The organism is Prevotella sp. AM23-5, from assembly GCF_003473645.1.
Classification (GTDB): Bacteria; Bacteroidota; Bacteroidia; order Bacteroidales; family Bacteroidaceae; genus Prevotella; species Prevotella copri_A.
The window spans coordinates 37,699-53,263 of sequence record NZ_QUCG01000008.1 but is presented as its reverse complement, the minus strand read 5'-3'; the positions used below and the strand labels follow the sequence as shown (position 1 = coordinate 53,263).

General features: G+C 47.1%; 12 protein-coding genes and 1 tRNA gene. 10 read left to right on the top strand and 3 right to left on the bottom strand.

Annotated features, from left to right (window positions below; all coding sequences use genetic code 11):
- The first annotated feature begins 65 nt into the window (after positions 1 to 65).
- A complete protein-coding gene (locus DW657_RS03495) occupies positions 66 to 1,334 on the top strand; it encodes a zinc ribbon domain-containing protein (protein ID WP_118311420.1) in 1,269 nt (422 codons plus the stop codon).
- A gap of 122 nt (positions 1,335 to 1,456) precedes the next feature.
- Here the strand turns inward: DW657_RS03495 and DW657_RS03490 are convergent, their stop codons facing one another.
- The gene (locus tag DW657_RS03490) at positions 1,457 to 2,233 is read right to left on the bottom strand and encodes a DnaJ domain-containing protein (protein WP_118311419.1); all 777 of its coding nucleotides are present in this window, start codon (positions 2,231 to 2,233) and stop codon (positions 1,457 to 1,459) included.
- A gap of 112 nt (positions 2,234 to 2,345) precedes the next feature.
- On the opposite strand from DW657_RS03490, the gene DW657_RS03485 reads away from it, so the two are divergent.
- The 3 genes from DW657_RS03485 (at position 2,346) to DW657_RS03475 (ending at position 6,214) form a co-directional block, all read left to right on the top strand.
- Positions 2,346 to 4,109, top strand: coding sequence for a bifunctional UDP-sugar hydrolase/5'-nucleotidase (locus DW657_RS03485; protein WP_118311418.1), 1,764 nt, complete (start codon positions 2,346 to 2,348; stop codon positions 4,107 to 4,109).
- A 72-nt stretch (positions 4,110 to 4,181) separates the two neighbouring features.
- Positions 4,182 to 4,955 (top strand): NAD(+) diphosphatase, encoded by a 774-nt coding sequence (gene nudC, locus DW657_RS03480; RefSeq protein WP_118311417.1) that lies wholly within the window; start codon positions 4,182 to 4,184, stop codon positions 4,953 to 4,955.
- An 80-nt stretch (positions 4,956 to 5,035) separates the two neighbouring features.
- Positions 5,036 to 6,214, top strand: coding sequence for an MFS transporter (locus DW657_RS03475; RefSeq protein WP_118311416.1), 1,179 nt, complete (start codon positions 5,036 to 5,038; stop codon positions 6,212 to 6,214).
- Between the two features lie 265 nt (positions 6,215 to 6,479).
- Here DW657_RS03475 and DW657_RS03470 read toward each other — a convergent pair whose 3' ends face one another.
- On the bottom strand, positions 6,480 to 6,923 hold the full coding sequence (locus tag DW657_RS03470; protein ID WP_118311415.1) for a DUF3127 domain-containing protein: 444 nt from the start codon (positions 6,921 to 6,923) through the stop codon (positions 6,480 to 6,482).
- Positions 6,924 to 7,230: 307 nt separating this feature from the next.
- Here DW657_RS03470 and dnaN point away from each other — a divergent pair, with 307 nt between their 5' ends.
- The 6 genes from dnaN (at position 7,231) to DW657_RS03440 (ending at position 14,862) form a co-directional block, all read left to right on the top strand.
- Positions 7,231 to 8,352, top strand: a complete 1,122-nt coding sequence (dnaN, locus tag DW657_RS03465; RefSeq protein ID WP_118311414.1) for a DNA polymerase III subunit beta — start codon at positions 7,231 to 7,233, stop codon at positions 8,350 to 8,352.
- Positions 8,353 to 8,416: 64 nt separating this feature from the next.
- Positions 8,417 to 9,280 (top strand): 3'-5' exonuclease, encoded by an 864-nt coding sequence (locus DW657_RS03460; protein ID WP_118311413.1) that lies wholly within the window; start codon positions 8,417 to 8,419, stop codon positions 9,278 to 9,280.
- 1 nt (position 9,281) lies between these two features.
- Positions 9,282 to 10,526 carry a bifunctional phosphopantothenoylcysteine decarboxylase/phosphopantothenate--cysteine ligase CoaBC gene (gene coaBC, locus DW657_RS03455; protein ID WP_117661696.1) on the top strand — a complete coding sequence of 415 codons (1,245 nt, stop codon included), beginning with the start codon at positions 9,282 to 9,284 and terminating at the stop codon, positions 10,524 to 10,526.
- A complete protein-coding gene (locus tag DW657_RS03450) occupies positions 10,462 to 11,427 on the top strand; it encodes a DUF4835 family protein (protein WP_089542586.1) in 966 nt (321 codons plus the stop codon). The genes coaBC and DW657_RS03450 overlap by 65 nt, the downstream gene beginning before the upstream one ends.
- Before the next feature lie 130 nt (positions 11,428 to 11,557).
- Positions 11,558 to 13,216 (top strand): DNA repair protein RecN, encoded by a 1,659-nt coding sequence (gene recN, locus DW657_RS03445; protein WP_118311412.1) that lies wholly within the window; start codon positions 11,558 to 11,560, stop codon positions 13,214 to 13,216.
- The gene (locus DW657_RS03440) at positions 13,213 to 14,862 is read left to right on the top strand and encodes a lipopolysaccharide assembly protein LapB (RefSeq protein ID WP_118311411.1); all 1,650 of its coding nucleotides are present in this window, start codon (positions 13,213 to 13,215) and stop codon (positions 14,860 to 14,862) included. The genes recN and DW657_RS03440 overlap by 4 nt, the downstream gene beginning before the upstream one ends.
- Positions 14,863 to 15,336: 474 nt before the next feature.
- Here DW657_RS03440 and DW657_RS03435 read toward each other — a convergent pair.
- A tRNA-Arg gene (locus tag DW657_RS03435) sits at positions 15,337 to 15,411 on the bottom strand.
- Positions 15,412 to 15,565 lie beyond the last annotated feature (154 nt).

Below are 15,565 nucleotides of genomic sequence, written 5' to 3'. Positions count from 1 at the left end.
GAATAGGGTCTGAAAGCATAGAAACAAGAATATATTTTAGTAAAACATAAACTTTAAATAAAACTATGGCAATTATTAAATGTCCAGAATGTGGTCGCCAGATCAGTGACAAGGCTCCAACCTGTCCTAGTTGTGGCGTTGAGATAGCTGGAAAAATCACTAAATGCCCTCATTGCGGTGAGGTTTATTTCAGCAGTCAGGAGATGTGCCCAAACTGCCATGAGATAGCAGTGGGGGTAACACGTCCTCTTGAGGCACCTGCATCACCGGTGTCGTCCGCAGCATCGGCAGCAACACCGCAGGCTCCTGCGGCTACAGCTACTCCTGTGGCTCCAACTACTCCTTCAGCACCTCCTACCCCTCCTGTTCCACCAGTACCTCCAGTACGTCGTCCTGTAGTTACAGCAAGCGGAAATGATGGCGGAGAGGGCAATACTCCTCAGGAACCACAGAAGAAAAAGAACACCCGCTCTATCTTCATCATCTCATTCATCTTTGCAGTCTTGGCATGTGGCATTATGTATTACTTCTACGACAGTGCCAATCGCAACAAGGAGATGGAAGCTTATGAGTATGCGATGCAAAGCAGCGATCCGATGGTACTGCAGAGTTATCTCGATACCTACAAGGATGCAGATGAAGCACATCGCGATTCCATCATGGCTCATCTTGACCAGTTGAAGCAGAACGACCAGGATTGGACCAATGCGGTAGTGAGCGGATCGAAAGAAGCTTTGGAGGATTATCTCCAGAAGTATCCTAACAGTTTGCACAAACAGGAAGCTTTGCTTAAAATAGATTCCCTCGACTGGAATGTGGCTAAGGCTGCAGATACAGCTGATGCCTACCAGGCATACCTGAATGCTCATACAGATGGTGCTCATATCGAAGAGGCTGAAAATGCCCTGAAGAAGGTGAAGAGCCGTGATCTCCAGCCAGAAGAAAAGCAGATGGTAAGCGGATTGTTCCGTCAGTTCTTCCAGAGCATCAATTCCCGTAATGCGGATGGATTGACAGCTACCTGCGAGGATATTCTCTCTTCCCTGCTTGGTAAGAACTCGGCTACCAAGGCTGATGTCGTTACCTTTATGGACAAGCTCTATAAAGATAATGTAGCCAATATGAACTGGCACATCAACAACGACTACCAGATCAAGAAGCGCGAGGTTGGCGATGAGGAATATGAGTATCAGGTACAGTTCTCTGCCCGTCAGGACGTAGATTTGACAGATGGCACCAAGAAGGAACAACTCTTTAAGATTTCTGCAGTTGTTTCACCTGATGGCAAAGTTTCTGCCTTCAATATGAACAAGGTTTCTGAGCCACAGCAATAGAATTGTTCTGATTAAAAGATTCGTAGTTCTAAAACAATATAAAAGAATCATAAGATTCAAAAACAATATAAAAAGAAAGCTCCGATGGTTTGTTGAGTCCATCGGAGCTTTCTTTTTTCCTTTTACTTTGCTTCCTTCATCTGTCGGAGCAATTCCTTCTGTTTTTCATTCAGACCAGTAGGCAACTTCACGTTATAGGTAATCATCAGATCACCGAAGGTTCCATCACCTCTGTCATACCCCTTGCCGCGAACACGTACCTTGGTACCGTTCTGGGTTTCCGGTTTGATTTTCAGTTTAATCTTTGAACCATTGCTCAATGTGATGATACCCTCACCACCGAGCAGTGCGGTGTACATGTCGATATTCACATTCATGTTCATCTCGCCCGTATTCGTTCTGGCGCTATGACCACCGCAGCCGCCGTTACATCCGCCTGTACCATATTCAGCACCGGCACCGAAACCAGCACCTGCTCCGCCGAATCCGCCAAAGCCACCGAAACCGGCACCTTGTGAACCGCGGGCACGACCTCCGCCGAAGAGATTTTCGAAGAAGCTGGAGAAACCTCCTCCTCCACCGAAGCCACTGAAGTCGAAGCCTTCGAATGGATTTCCACCTGCGGCACCTCCGCCGGCAGCTCCATCATAGCCTCCACCACCGAAGCCTCCTACATTCTTCCACTGTTCGCCGTACTGGTCGTACTTAGCACGCTTGTCCGGATCGGAAATCACCTCATACGCCTCGTTCAGCGCCTGGAACTTAGCCTTTGCCTTTGGGTCGTTAGGATGCAAATCCGGATGAAACTGTTTAGCACGCTTGCGATATGCAGCGCGCACATCCTTCTGCGGGATGTTCTTATCTACACCGAGAATCTTGTAATAATCTACAAATGCCATAGTATAATACCTCCTATTTTTATGATTTTTATAAGAATCCAACAAAAAGTATGCCGTAATTGCCAACTTTTTTGTAATTTTGCAGTTGAAACAAATAAATTCGAGAAAAAGTATGAAACAGTTATTCGCAGCGCTCCTCTTGGCGCTCACTTTTAATTCGCAGGCAATGGCACAGCAGCGCACCGTCAAACTCAGAGTGATTCAGACGAGTGATGTACATGGTTCTTTCTTCCCATACGATTTCATCAATCGCAAACCGAAGGCTGGAACCCTGGCACGCGTATCCTCTTATGTAAACGATCTGCGCAAGACCTATAAGGACAATGTCATCCTCCTGGAGAATGGCGATATCCTTCAGGGACAACCTACCTGCTATTTCTATAATTATGTCAACACCCAGGCTCGCAATGTGGCAGCTGATGTAGTCAACTATATGAAGTATGATGCCCAGGCTTTCGGTAATCACGATGTAGAGACCGGTCATGCGGTTTACGATAAGTGGATCAAGGAGTTAAACTGTCCGGTGCTGGGTGCCAACATCATTGATACCAAGACCGGTAAGCCTTATGTGAAGCCTTATATCATCCTGAACCGTGAGGGTGTGAAGATAGCCGTTCTCGGTATGTTGACTCCAGCTATTCCCAACTGGCTGACAGAGAATCTCTGGAGCGGTATGAAGTTTGAGAATATGGTGACCTGTGCCCGTAAATGGATGAAGATTATCCAGGAGAAGGAGAAACCGGACGTAGTCATTGGCGTCTTCCACAGCGGTAAGGATGGCGGTATTGTCACTCCCGAATATGAGGAGGATGCCTCCCTGCGGGTAGCAAAGGAGGTGCCAGGCTTCGATATGGTACTCTTCGGACATGACCATACCCGCTGCAATGAGACGATCCTGAATGTGGAAGGTAAGCCTGTGGTGTGTCTCGACCCTGCCAATAATGCACTGAATGTGGCAGACGCCGAGGTAACCATTACCCTGGATAAGAAGAAGGTGAATGGCAAGAAACAGTATGTTGTGACAGACAAGAAGATAGTTGGCAGTCTGCCAGATGTGACAAAATGTCCTATTGATGAGGATTTCATGAAGGCATTCGAGCCACAGATTGCAGAAATCAACAAGTTTGTCAGCAAGCAGATCGGAACTTTCAAGAATACCATTCACAGCCGCGAGTCTTTCTTCGGCAGCTGCGCCTTCAATGACTTCATCCTCAACCTGCAGCTTCAGATCACGAATGCCGATATCGCCTTCAATGCGCCCCTCCAGTTTAATTCTACCATCCAGGCGGGACCTATCTACGTTGGTGACATGTTCAATCTCTATAAATATGAGAATCAGCTCTACGTGATGCGCCTTACCGGTGAGGAGATCCGCAAGCATCTGGAGATGAGCTATGACCTCTGGGTGAATACGATGAAGAGTCCTGATGACCATCTTCTCCTGCTCGATACCCAGACCAAGGGCGACCAGCAGCGCCTGGGCTTCAAGAACCTCTCCTTCAATTTTGACAGTGCTGCCGGCATCGATTATGAGGTAGATGTTACCAAGCCAGACGGCGAGAAGGTGAAGATTCTGCGTATGAGCAATGGTCAGCCTTTCGATGAAAAGAAGTGGTATAAGGTGGCAGTGAACAGTTATCGCGGCAATGGCGGCGGAGAGCTCCTCACCCGTGGTGCAGGTATTCCAAAGGATAGTCTGGATAGCAGAATCATCTATCGCAGTGAGCGCGACCAGCGTTACTACCTGATGGAAGCGATAGAAAAGATGGGAACCGTAGATGCCAAGCCAAACAACAACTGGAAGTTTGTGCCGGAAGCATGGACCAAGCCTGCTGCCCAGCGTGACTATGAGTTGCTTTTCGGAAAAAAGCAATAGCACGCTACCCCCAGGGAAATCCCGTCAAAGCATATCATAAAGTTGAAAGTTCAATATTCAAAGTTCAAAGTAATGAAGTATTGGTTTATATTTTGCAAGACAGATATCTTGCTCGAGAAGAGAGAAGATGGAACCTATACGATTCCATGTAGTGAGGAAAGTCCGGTAGCAACCAAGCCTTGGACCCATATCCTCAACATCACACCGATGAATGACGGTACGGAAGTGAAGACTTTCACCATTCCAGAGCCCGTAACCGACAATCCGAAATATGAGATGTGCGGTTTGCGTCCTAGCTTTTACAAGCTCTCCCCAGAGTTGTATCAGAAAGCGGGAAAATGTCAGGAACTGAACTATTGGGATATGAATACCCAGTTTTGCGGTGTATGCGGTTCACCTATGAAGATGTCAACAGATATCAGTAAGAAGTGCACCGAGTGTGGCAAGTCTGTCTGGCCCTCTCTCGCTACAGCCATCATCGTTCTTATCAAGAAGGGCGATCAGGTGCTGCTGGTTCATGCCCGCAACTTCAAGGGTAACTTCGATTCCCTGGTAGCCGGTTTCGTGGAAACAGGTGAGAGTCTGGAGGAAGCTGTTCATCGTGAGGTGATGGAAGAAACCGGTCTGACCATCAAGAATCTCAAGTATTTCGGTTCTCAGCCATGGCCGTACCCAAGTGGCTTGATGGTAGGATATACAGCCGAATATGTAGATGGTGAGATTCATCTTCAGAAAGAAGAGCTTTCCCGCGGCAAATGGTTCAGCAAGGACAATCTCCCTGTTCTGCCGGAGAAATTGTCGATTGCCCGCAAACTCATTGATGCCTGGCTAGAGGATAGAATATAAACTTTCGCAAGCAGACTATACTCGCCCTGGACTAATGATAAGTATAGGGTAGAATCTTGAAATGAAGAAATACAGAAGAGATGAAAGAAAAACTTTGGAATGCGAATTACATCAAGGTGATGACCACCAACTTTCTGCTCTACTTTGCCTTCTATCTCCTCACCCCACTCCTTCCACTCTATCTGAGTGAAACTTTCGGGGCTACGAAGGATGTGATAGGCATTGTTCTGAGCGGATATACGGTGGCGGCACTCATCATCCGTCCGTTTAGCGGATATGTGGTGGATGGATTTTCCCGCAAGAAAGTGCTGATGGTCTGTCTGACGGCTTTTGCCATCTTCTTTGCAGGATACATAGCAGCCAGTACCATCCTGATGTTTGCCATCTGCCGAACCCTGCATGGTGGACCTTTCGGAGCGGTAACTGTTGCCAACAGTACCTGTGCCATCGATGTCTTGCCAGCGAGCAGACGCAATGAGGGTATCGGTCTTTATGGATTGAGCAACAACTTCGCCATGGCGATTGCCCCTTCCATAGGTATCTATCTGCACAATCTGGTGGGTAGCTATATGGTACTTTTCTGGATAGCCTTTGTGGTAGCCATTGCTTCTGTAGTGATAGCTGGAACGGTGAAACTCCCAGAGAAGGAAATCATCAGAAACAAGGAGAAGCTCTCGCTCGACCGCTTCTTCCTGACCCGCGCCTGGCTGTTGGCCATCAACATCTGCATGTTTGGTTTCTGCTGGGGTGTATTGAGCAACTATCTCGCCATTTACAGTAAGGAGGAATTAGGCATTACCGGAGGAACGGGTACCTATTTTGCAATCCTCTCTATGGGATTGTTCATGAGCAGATTGCAAGGCAGAAAGGCTTTGAGTCAGGGTAAGCTGACCCAGAATGCTGCCGAAGGAATGCTGATATCGCTCGTTGGTTTTACGATATTCGTAGCCATCAAGCATCCGATAGCCTACTATCTTTCAGCAGCATTGATAGGATTGGGAAATGGTCACCTGTATCCAGCCTTCCTGAATATGTTTATCAATGTTGCCCGTCACGACCAGCGTGGTACGGCTAACAGCAGTATCCTGACCGGTTGGGACCTGGGATTCGGAATCGGTTGTCTTCTGGGTGGTGTTGTAGCCGAACATTTCGGTTATAGTGGTGCCTTCTGGATGGTAGCAATCGAAAATGCTGCCGCAGTGGTATTGTTCTTTGCTGCATCCCGGGTATTCTTTGAAAAAAGAAGACGAAACGATTAGCAAAGGAATAAAAAAGTATAAGTTTTTTCCAGGTTAAAGTTTAGCTTCCATCAAGGGCTAAACTTTTACCCTTAAGGCTAGAAATATTTACCCTTAAGGGAAATTATATTTTTCCTTAAGGATAAATCTTTTTTTCCTTAAGGGTAGTTTTCTGCTGGTTTTAAACCGGTATAGAAGTCCAATTAAAGAAAAAGAGCATTCGTAAGGATTGTGGAAACAAACCCTTTCGAATGCTCTTTGCATTTTTCTTACATGCAGTTCTCTCTTAGAATGGGAGATCATCTGCGCTGCCACCTGCTGCAGGAGCTGCTGGCTGAGCTGGAGGGAATGGAGCTGTTGCACCCTGAGCAGGAGCAGGAGCTGCCTGAGGAGCCGCACTTACTGGAGGGAATGGAGAACCAACTGGCTGCATGCCACCCTGCATGGCAGCAACAGCATTAGGATCTACACGCTGAATATTCCAAGCGCGGACACTGTTGAACCAACGACCATTATATTCGTGTGCATCCAAATCAAAAGAAACCAAAAGTTCCTCACCACTCTGGATGTTGAACTGAGCAAGACGATCTGCTCCGAAAACATCGAAGCAAAGCTTCTTTGGATACTGCTCGTGAGTTTCGATAACGAACGACTGAGCCTTCCACTCACCTCTTGCAGAAACGCCGCTTCTTTCAGGTAAAACGGCAATTACCTTTCCTTGTAATTCCATATTATTATTTTAAAAATTGTTTCAATCCTTCGCCTGCCGAGCCCCATTTTCTTCGAGAATCAAAAGATGTATGAAGAGGCTCAAAAACGAGTGAATCTATCTGTTATTTTTCTTTCTGACTGCGAAATTACTAAAAATAGTTTTAAAACAAAAACATTTCTTCGATTATTTTTGTCTATCCCCAATATTTTTTGTATTTTTGTGCTCATAATTGCGCAAATGCCCCAATTTGCCCGTCAAGTAAGGAGCATCAGCAATGAAAATGAGATAAGTAATATAGAAAATTAATAATATAAAATAACGACTCATGAGATTTACAGTTTCAAGTTCAGCATTGAACAGCAAGCTCAATATGCTTGCTAAGGTGATTGGCAGCAAGAATTCTCTGCCTATCCTTGACAATTTCCTGTTTCAAGTTGCCAACGGCGAGATGACCATCACCGCAAGCGACAGTGACAACATCATCAAGAGTACCATCGCTCTCACTGACTGCGATGGCGAAGGCGAGTTCTGCGTTGCCAACCGCGTCATCCTGGATGCATTGAAGGAGTTGCCTGAGCAGCCTCTCAGCTTCGATGTAGATACAGATAGTTATGCCATTAAGATTGTATATCAGAATGGTCTCTATAATTTCACAGGCTTGAATGCTGAAGACTATCCTCCAACACAGGATATGGGTGATGCCTGCACTACCCTCGTCTTGCCAGCACAGGTGCTGATCGACAATATCAACCGTTCTCTCTTTGCAACAGCTAGCGATGAGCTGCGCCCAGTAATGAATGGTATCTATTTCGACCTTACTCCCGAATCGCTTGCCATCGTAGCAAGTGATGGCCATAAGTTGGTAAGAAGTAAGAACTTCACTGTCAAGAGTGAGACTCCTTCTTCATTCAACCTGCCAAAGAAGCCAGCATCATTGCTGAAGAACATTCTGAGCAAGGATGATGAGGCAACCATCAAGTTTGATGCACGCAGAGCTGAGATTCAGTTTAGCGATGGCGTATTGAAATGCCGCCTCATTGATGGTCGCTATCCTAATTACAACTCAGTGATTCCTGCCAACAACCCATGTGAGATAACCGTAGATCGCAAGGGCTTGCAGAGTGCATTGCGCCGTGTTTTGCCATTTGCCAGCGAGAGCAGCCAGCTGATCCGTTTCCATATCGAGAGCGGCCGTTTCGAGGTTTCTTCAGAAGACATCGACTTTTCTACTTCTGCCAAGGAAGTATTGGCTTGCGAATATAGCGGTTCCAGCATCAGCATCGGTTTCAAGGGTAGCAGCTTGATGGAAATCCTGGGTAATCTGAACAGCGATCAGGTTGTCTTCCACTTGGCTGATCCTAGCCGTGCCGGTATCATTGTACCAGCTGAGCAGCCAGAAAACGAGGACATCCTCATGCTCATCATGCCAATGCTCCTTAACGAATAAGGAGCTTGGTTCATCTAAACACCCCTTCCCTATCAGTAATATATAGTAATAAATATTAGAAGTAATGAAATTAAATCTTACTAAGCCTCTGATCGTGTTCGACCTAGAGACTACTGGTCTTGACATGGTGAAAGACAGAATCATCCAGATCTCCTATATCAAGGTGTATCCAGATGGAACAGAGGTACGTAAAAACCAGTTTATCAATCCAGGGAAGCCAATCCCTGAAGAGGTGGTTGCTCTTACAGGTATCAGCAATGATGATGTAAAGGATGCACCAACCTTCAAGCAGTTGGCGGCTACCTTCAACCAGGAGTTCTCCGGTTGTGATTTTGCTGGCTATAACTCCAATCATTTCGATGTACCTATGCTTGCAGAGGAATTCCTGCGTGCCGGCATCGATTTCGATTTCTCTAAGTGTCGCCTCATTGATGCCCAGAACATCTTTATGAAGATGGAGCGTCGTAACCTGGCTGCTGCATACAAGTTCTATTGCGGCAGAAAGATGGAGGAAGACTTCGAGGCACACCGCGCCGACCAGGATACCGAGGCTACCTATTGCGTGCTGAAAGGCGAGCTGGACCATTATGCCCCTGGTGTTCAGGAGGAAGCCGACCGTGTACTCAACAATGACATGGACGAGCTTGCGGAGTTCTCCAAGCGCAACGACAATGTAGATTTTGCCGGACGCATCGTTTGGGAGGAGTTGAAGGATGCTGACGGCAATGTGATACTCGACGAAAAGGGCAATCCTCGCAAGCACGAGGTATTCAACTTCGGCAAGTACAAAGGATGGGATGTGGCAGAGATTCTGACCAAGGATCCTAGTTACTTCACCTGGGTATTGGGAAGCGATTTCACCAACAATACCAAGCAGGTACTCACCCGTATCCGTCTGCGCGAGTTCAACAAGAGAATGGGAAAATAATATGTTAAAAGGAAAGAAAATCGTATTGGGCATTACGGGTTCCATTGCAGCCTACAAGTCATGTCTTATCATCCGTGGTCTCATCAAGAAGGGAGCTGAGGTGCAGGTGGTCATTACGCCTGCCGGTAAGGAGTTCATTACCCCTATCACCCTCTCTGCCCTGACCCACAAGCCCGTGGTAAGTGAGTTCTTCTCACAGCGTGATGGTACCTGGAATTCGCACGTGGATCTCGGTCTCTGGGCGGATGCCATGGTCATTGCACCATGTACGGCATCTACCATGGGCAAGATGGCGCATGGCATTGCAGACAACATGCTCATCACCACCTATCTCTCCATGAAGGCACCAGTCTTCATTGCTCCTGCCATGGACCTTGATATGTACAAGCATCCTTCTACCCAGGCTAACATGAAGACCCTTCTCGGCTATGGTAACCATATCATCGAGCCGGAAGTGGGATTCCTTGCTTCTGGATTAGAGGGAAAGGGACGTATGGAGGAACCGGATGTCATCGTGAATTACCTGGATAGATACTTCAACATGATGGAGAGTGCCGATGAGGTTGCTGATGTAGAATCAGAGAACCAGAAGACTGCAGGGAAAGATCTCTGCGGTAAGAAGGTGATGATTACAGCTGGACCAACCTATGAGAAGATTGACCCTGTGCGCTTCATCGGCAATTATTCTTCAGGAAAGATGGGATTCGCACTTGCCGAAGAATGTCTTCGCCGTGGTGCGGATGTTACTTTGGTGGCAGGTCCTGTCTCTTTAGATTGTAGTCCTGCTATCCACCGCATCAATGTGGAGAGCTGTGAGGAGATGTATCAGGCAGCCACTGCAGCCTTTGCTTCATCTGATGCAGCCATTCTCTGTGCAGCCGTAGCTGACTTCCGTCCTGCCAATGTAGCTGATAAGAAAATCAAGCGCGAAAAGGATGACCTGGAGCTGACACTGGTGCCTACCCATGACATCGCAGCAGCTTTGGGACAGATGAAACAAAAGAATCAGCGAATCGTAGCTTTCGCCCTGGAAACCAACGATGAAGAGAGTAATGCCCAGAAGAAAAGAGTGAAGAAAAACGCCGATTTCATCGTGCTCAACTCTACCCGTAATCCGGGCACTACTTTCCGCACTGACGACAATCAGATTACCATCATCTCTGAAAAGGGAAAGAAAGAATATGAAAAGAAACCGAAGACTGAGGTGGCTCGCGACATCATTGACGAGCTGGCTCTCCTGTTTTAGTCCGGTATCTTTAGCTGGTGGCCTCCTGTGCTGCAGTCCTTCTACGATTTCAGCACAGGAGCTGCAAGCTAAGATTACCATCAACCATGCCCAGATCTCGGGTACGGAAAAAGGCGTATTCGACAATCTGCAACAGACCTTGCAGCAATTCGTCAACAATCGCCAATGGACTCATCTTCAGTTTCAGAAGAACGAACGCATCATCTGCAACTTCAATATCACCGTCACCAAGTATGACAGAGACCAGAATCTCTTTACCTGCAAGGCGCTGATACAGGCCAATCGCCCTGTCTTCAATTCGGCATACACCTCCACCTTATATAATAATGTGGACGATAACTTCACGTTTCGTTTTGCCGAATACGACCAGTTGGAGTTCAATGAGCAGCAGATAGACAATCAGCTTACAGCTCTCTTTGCCTATTATGCATATCTTATCATCGGCATCGATCTGGATAGTTTTGCCCCCAAAGGCGGTGAAGACATCCTGCAGCGCTGCATGAATCTGACAAACAATGCCCAGAATCTGGATTATCCCGGATGGAAGGCTTTCTCTGATGACCGCAACCGATATGCCATCATCTCAGACTATCTGGATGGAGCGTTGGAACCCTTCAGACAGTTGCAGTATGACTACTATCGGAAAGGACTCGACGAGATGGCAAATAATGCGGAAAGAGGTCGTACCGAGATAACCGCCGCCCTGGAGACAGGACTGAAGAAGGCGAAGGAAAACCGCCCGCTCAGTTTGTTGCCACAGATATGGACCGACTTCAAGAAGGATGAACTTGCCAACATCTATCGCGGCAAGGGAACCCAAAAGGAAAAGGAGAGCATCTATGAACTCCTCTTCTCCATCAATCCTTCACAGAATAAATATTGGGATCTGGTCAAGGAATAATCTTTCAGGAATCATCTGTCTGGATAGATTTTTCAGGTTGGAATCTTCATGAGATCATCTTCCAGAACGGAAGCTTCTGAAAATCAGAATCAGCTTTCCCTTTATATCTTTATCAAAAAGTAGAATAAATATGCTCAAGCAATTATATATCAAGAACTTCACGCTCATCGACGAGCTGAACATCTCTCTCTATCCTGGCTTCTCCGTCATCACGGGTGAGACAGGAGCAGGAAAGAGTATCATCCTCGGTGCCATCGGACTGCTTCTGGGTAACCGTGCCGACAGCAAGGCGATCAAGGCTGGAAGAGACCGATGTGTGATAGAGGCTCACTTCGATCTCTCTAGATATGGTATGCAGAAATTCTTTGATGATAACGACATCGACTATGATGCCGATGATACAATCATCCGAAGAGAGTTGACTGCAGCCGGCAAGAGCCGTGCCTTCATCAATGACACCCCGGTGCCTCTCACCCGTATGAGAGAATTGGGAGAGCAACTCGTGGATATCCATTCGCAGCATCAGAATCTTCTTCTGCAGAAAGAAGACTTCCAGTTGAATGTGGTGGATATCATCGCTCAGGATGCCGACCAGCTCAAGGTTTACCAAAAGGAGTATTATGCTTATCGCAAAGCCAAAGAACTTCTGGAAGAGCTGAAAGCCGAGATTGCCAAGAACCGTGAGAACGAGGAGTTTATGCGCTTCCAGCATAAAGAGCTGGATGATGCAAATCTGCAGGAAGGCGAATTGGAACAGCTGGAGCAGGAAGCAGAGACCCTGAGCCATTCGGAGGACATCAAGACCGCTCTCTACGAGGCAGACAGTGCGCTTTCAGGAGACGACGACAGTATACTTGACAAACTGAAGAATGCCACTCATCAACTGGAAAATATCTGTGATGTCTATCCAAGCATGGCTGATGTGACTGGCAGAATGCAGAGCAGCTATATCGAACTGAAGGACATCGCACAGGAAATCAGCAGTAGTGTAGATCACGTGGAATTCGATCCTAACCGATTGGATGCCATCAATACCCGTCTGGACAAACTCTACACCCTGCAGCAGAAGTTCCATGTGGAAACGGTGACCGAACTCATTGCTACCCGTGACCGCATCGCAGAACAGCTTGCACATATCGATAATGGCGATGAAGACATCGAAGAGAAGGAAAAAGAAGTTGCAGCTCTCCTTGCCAAGGCTGAAAAGCAAGCTGCCCTACTCACTTCTATCCGTCAGAAATCAGCAAAGGCCATCGAAAAAGAGATGAAGGGCAGACTCATCCCGCTGGGCATTCCGAATGTGAGATTCGAGATTGCCTTTGCAGAAAAGCCACTGTCTGGAAATGGTGCCGATAAGGTCAGCTTCCTCTTCAGTGCCAACAAAAGTACACAGTTGCAGCCTGTCAGTCAGGTTGCTTCGGGTGGTGAGATTGCCCGTGTGATGCTCTCGCTGAAGGCAATGATCAGTGGAGCCGTGAAGTTGCCAACCATCATCTTTGATGAGATTGATACCGGCGTAAGCGGCAAGATAGCAGAAAAGATGGCAGATATCATGGAAGAAATGGGACTTCAGAACCGACAGGTACTCTCCATCACCCACCTGCCACAGATAGCAGCCAAGGGTAGCCATCATTACAAGGTATTGAAGGAGGAAACCGAGAATGGAACCATCTCGCACATGAAAGAACTCAACAACCAGGAGCGCATTGAGGAAATTGCCCAGATGCTCAGTGGCAGTGATATCACGCAGGCAGCTCTTGCCAATGCCAAAGAATTATTGAGAATATGAAAAGAATAAATATGATACTGATGGGACTGATGCTGGGTGCATCATCCCTCTTCGCTCAGCCAGGCTCTGTACAGAAAGCCGCTAAGAGCGTATTTACACTCACCACCTTCAACAAGGATGGTAACATCATTTCTTCTACACAAGGTGTGTTTATTGATAACAAGGGAACGGCTATCGGTACCTTCAAACCGTTTATCGGTGCTGTGAAGGCTACCATCGTGGATGCCAGCGGAAAGTCGTTGGACGTGGATGCTATCCTCGGTGCCGATGAACTTTACGATGTGGCTAAGTTCAGGGTACTGGGTAATACCACGGCTGCCAACATTGCAACAGCAGAATCACCTGCGGGCAGCAAGGTTTGGCTCGTTCCTTATTCTATCAAGAAGTCACCTTTCCAGCAGGAGGATATCGCAAGCGTTGAGAAGTTTAAGGAAACTTACAATTACTACATCTTCTCCAACACCGTACCCGACAATGCAGTGGGTTGCCCATTCGTCAACAAAAGCGGTCAGGTGATTGGTATCATGCATAGCAATGGTCAGGTAACTGCCATTGATGCCAACTATGCCAAGGAGTTGAAGGTGACAGGACTTTCCACACTGGATGCAGCCCTTCGCGAAACAGGCATCCGTACTGCTCTTCCTGATACCGAACAGGAGGCGATTACGATGATGACGCTCAACAAGTCTCAAGTGTCCCGCGACATCTATGGCAAGTATGCAGATGAGTTTATGACAAAGTTCCCTGCTTCAGCATTCGGCTATAAGGAAAAAGCAACTCTTCTTGTAGATAAGAACGAGTTTGCCGAGGCAGCCAAATGTATGGAAGATGGAATCAAGAAATCTTCTGCCAAGGATGAAGCCCACTCCAATTATTCTGATGTCATCTATCAGAAACTGATCTATAAGGGTGATTCTACCTATACAGCCTGGACTTACGACAAGGCGATAGAGGAAGCACAGAAGGCATACGCCATCAATGCCAATCCTGTATATCAGCATCAGGAGGCACGCATCATCTTTACCAAGGGTAATTATCAGAAGGCATACGATATGTTCATCGCCCTGACCAAGACTTCAGTCAAGAATCCGGAAATCTTCCTGGAGGCTGCTCAGGCTAAGATTCAGCTCAAGGCTCCAGCTACAGAGATCAAGGTTTTGCTGGACAGTGCAGTCAATGCGGCTAAGAACTCGGGCACCATGGCTGGTCCTTACTATCTGGCTCGTGGTGATTTCCAGGCGGAACAGGGAGAGTATCGCAGTGCTATAGCTGACTACAATATGTACGATTCGATAGTCCGTCCTGCTAATCCTGCATTTTTCTATGCAAGATACAAGGCTGAGACCAAGTTGCGCATGTGGCAGCCAGCGCTGATTGATATTGCCCGTACCTGCTACCTCGCTCCTAACGAGCCTACCTATTTTGCAGAATGGGCTAGTCTTGACTTGCGTGTGAAGCGATATGCAGAAGGCATCAGTGCAGCCAAGCATTGCATAGAGATTGCTCCAGAATATGCCGATGGCTATCTCCTCCTCGGTTTGCTCCAGATGGAGAACAAGCAGAAGGAAGAGGCTCGCAAGAACCTGGAAAAAGCAAAGGAACTGGGAGATACCCGTGCTGAGGGTTATCTCAAGAAACTGAAATAATAAAATTAAAGGTACATCAAAGGATTGCACTTTCAAACGCCCTGAAAGGGCAAAAGCTCATAGGAGGGTGTGTCAAAAGTCCAAGACACACCCTCTTCTTCGTTTCTTCAAGAACGCAAGCCCGCTAGGTGTCTCGGAGAATTTGAACACCGCCCCCGCTAGGCGTCTCGCCGGATTTGCAATCCGGCGTTAAAAAAAGTCCTAACCTATTTAGGCTCTGCGGATTTGCAATCCGCAGCAAAGAAGTATGCTTTTCCTTTTGTTGGGGGATTACAAATCCCCCAGTTCTAATAGGTCGAACCTTTTTTTACGGCGGATTGCAAATCCGCCGGGACGCCTAGCGGGATTCATACATCCCCAGGGCGTTGCCCTGGGCTAGGAGCTTTTGGGCCTTCAGCCCGTTCTTGAGCCACAAGCGAAAGTTCTGTGATATAAAACAAAAAGTGGATTAACCTTTCGATTAATCCACTTTTGTGATTCCGTTGGGGTTCGAACCCAAGACCCACAGCTTAGAAGGCTGTTGCTCTAATCCAACTGAGCTACGGAACCAACACTGCTATTTTTCATTAGCGAGTGCAAAGGTAATACTTTTTTGCGAAACTACCAAATTTTCCCGCATCTTTTTTACAATAAAACCGAATATTATGCAACTTTTCTCCTTCTATGAATTGAAAAGCGCATAATATTCGGTATTCCTCATTCT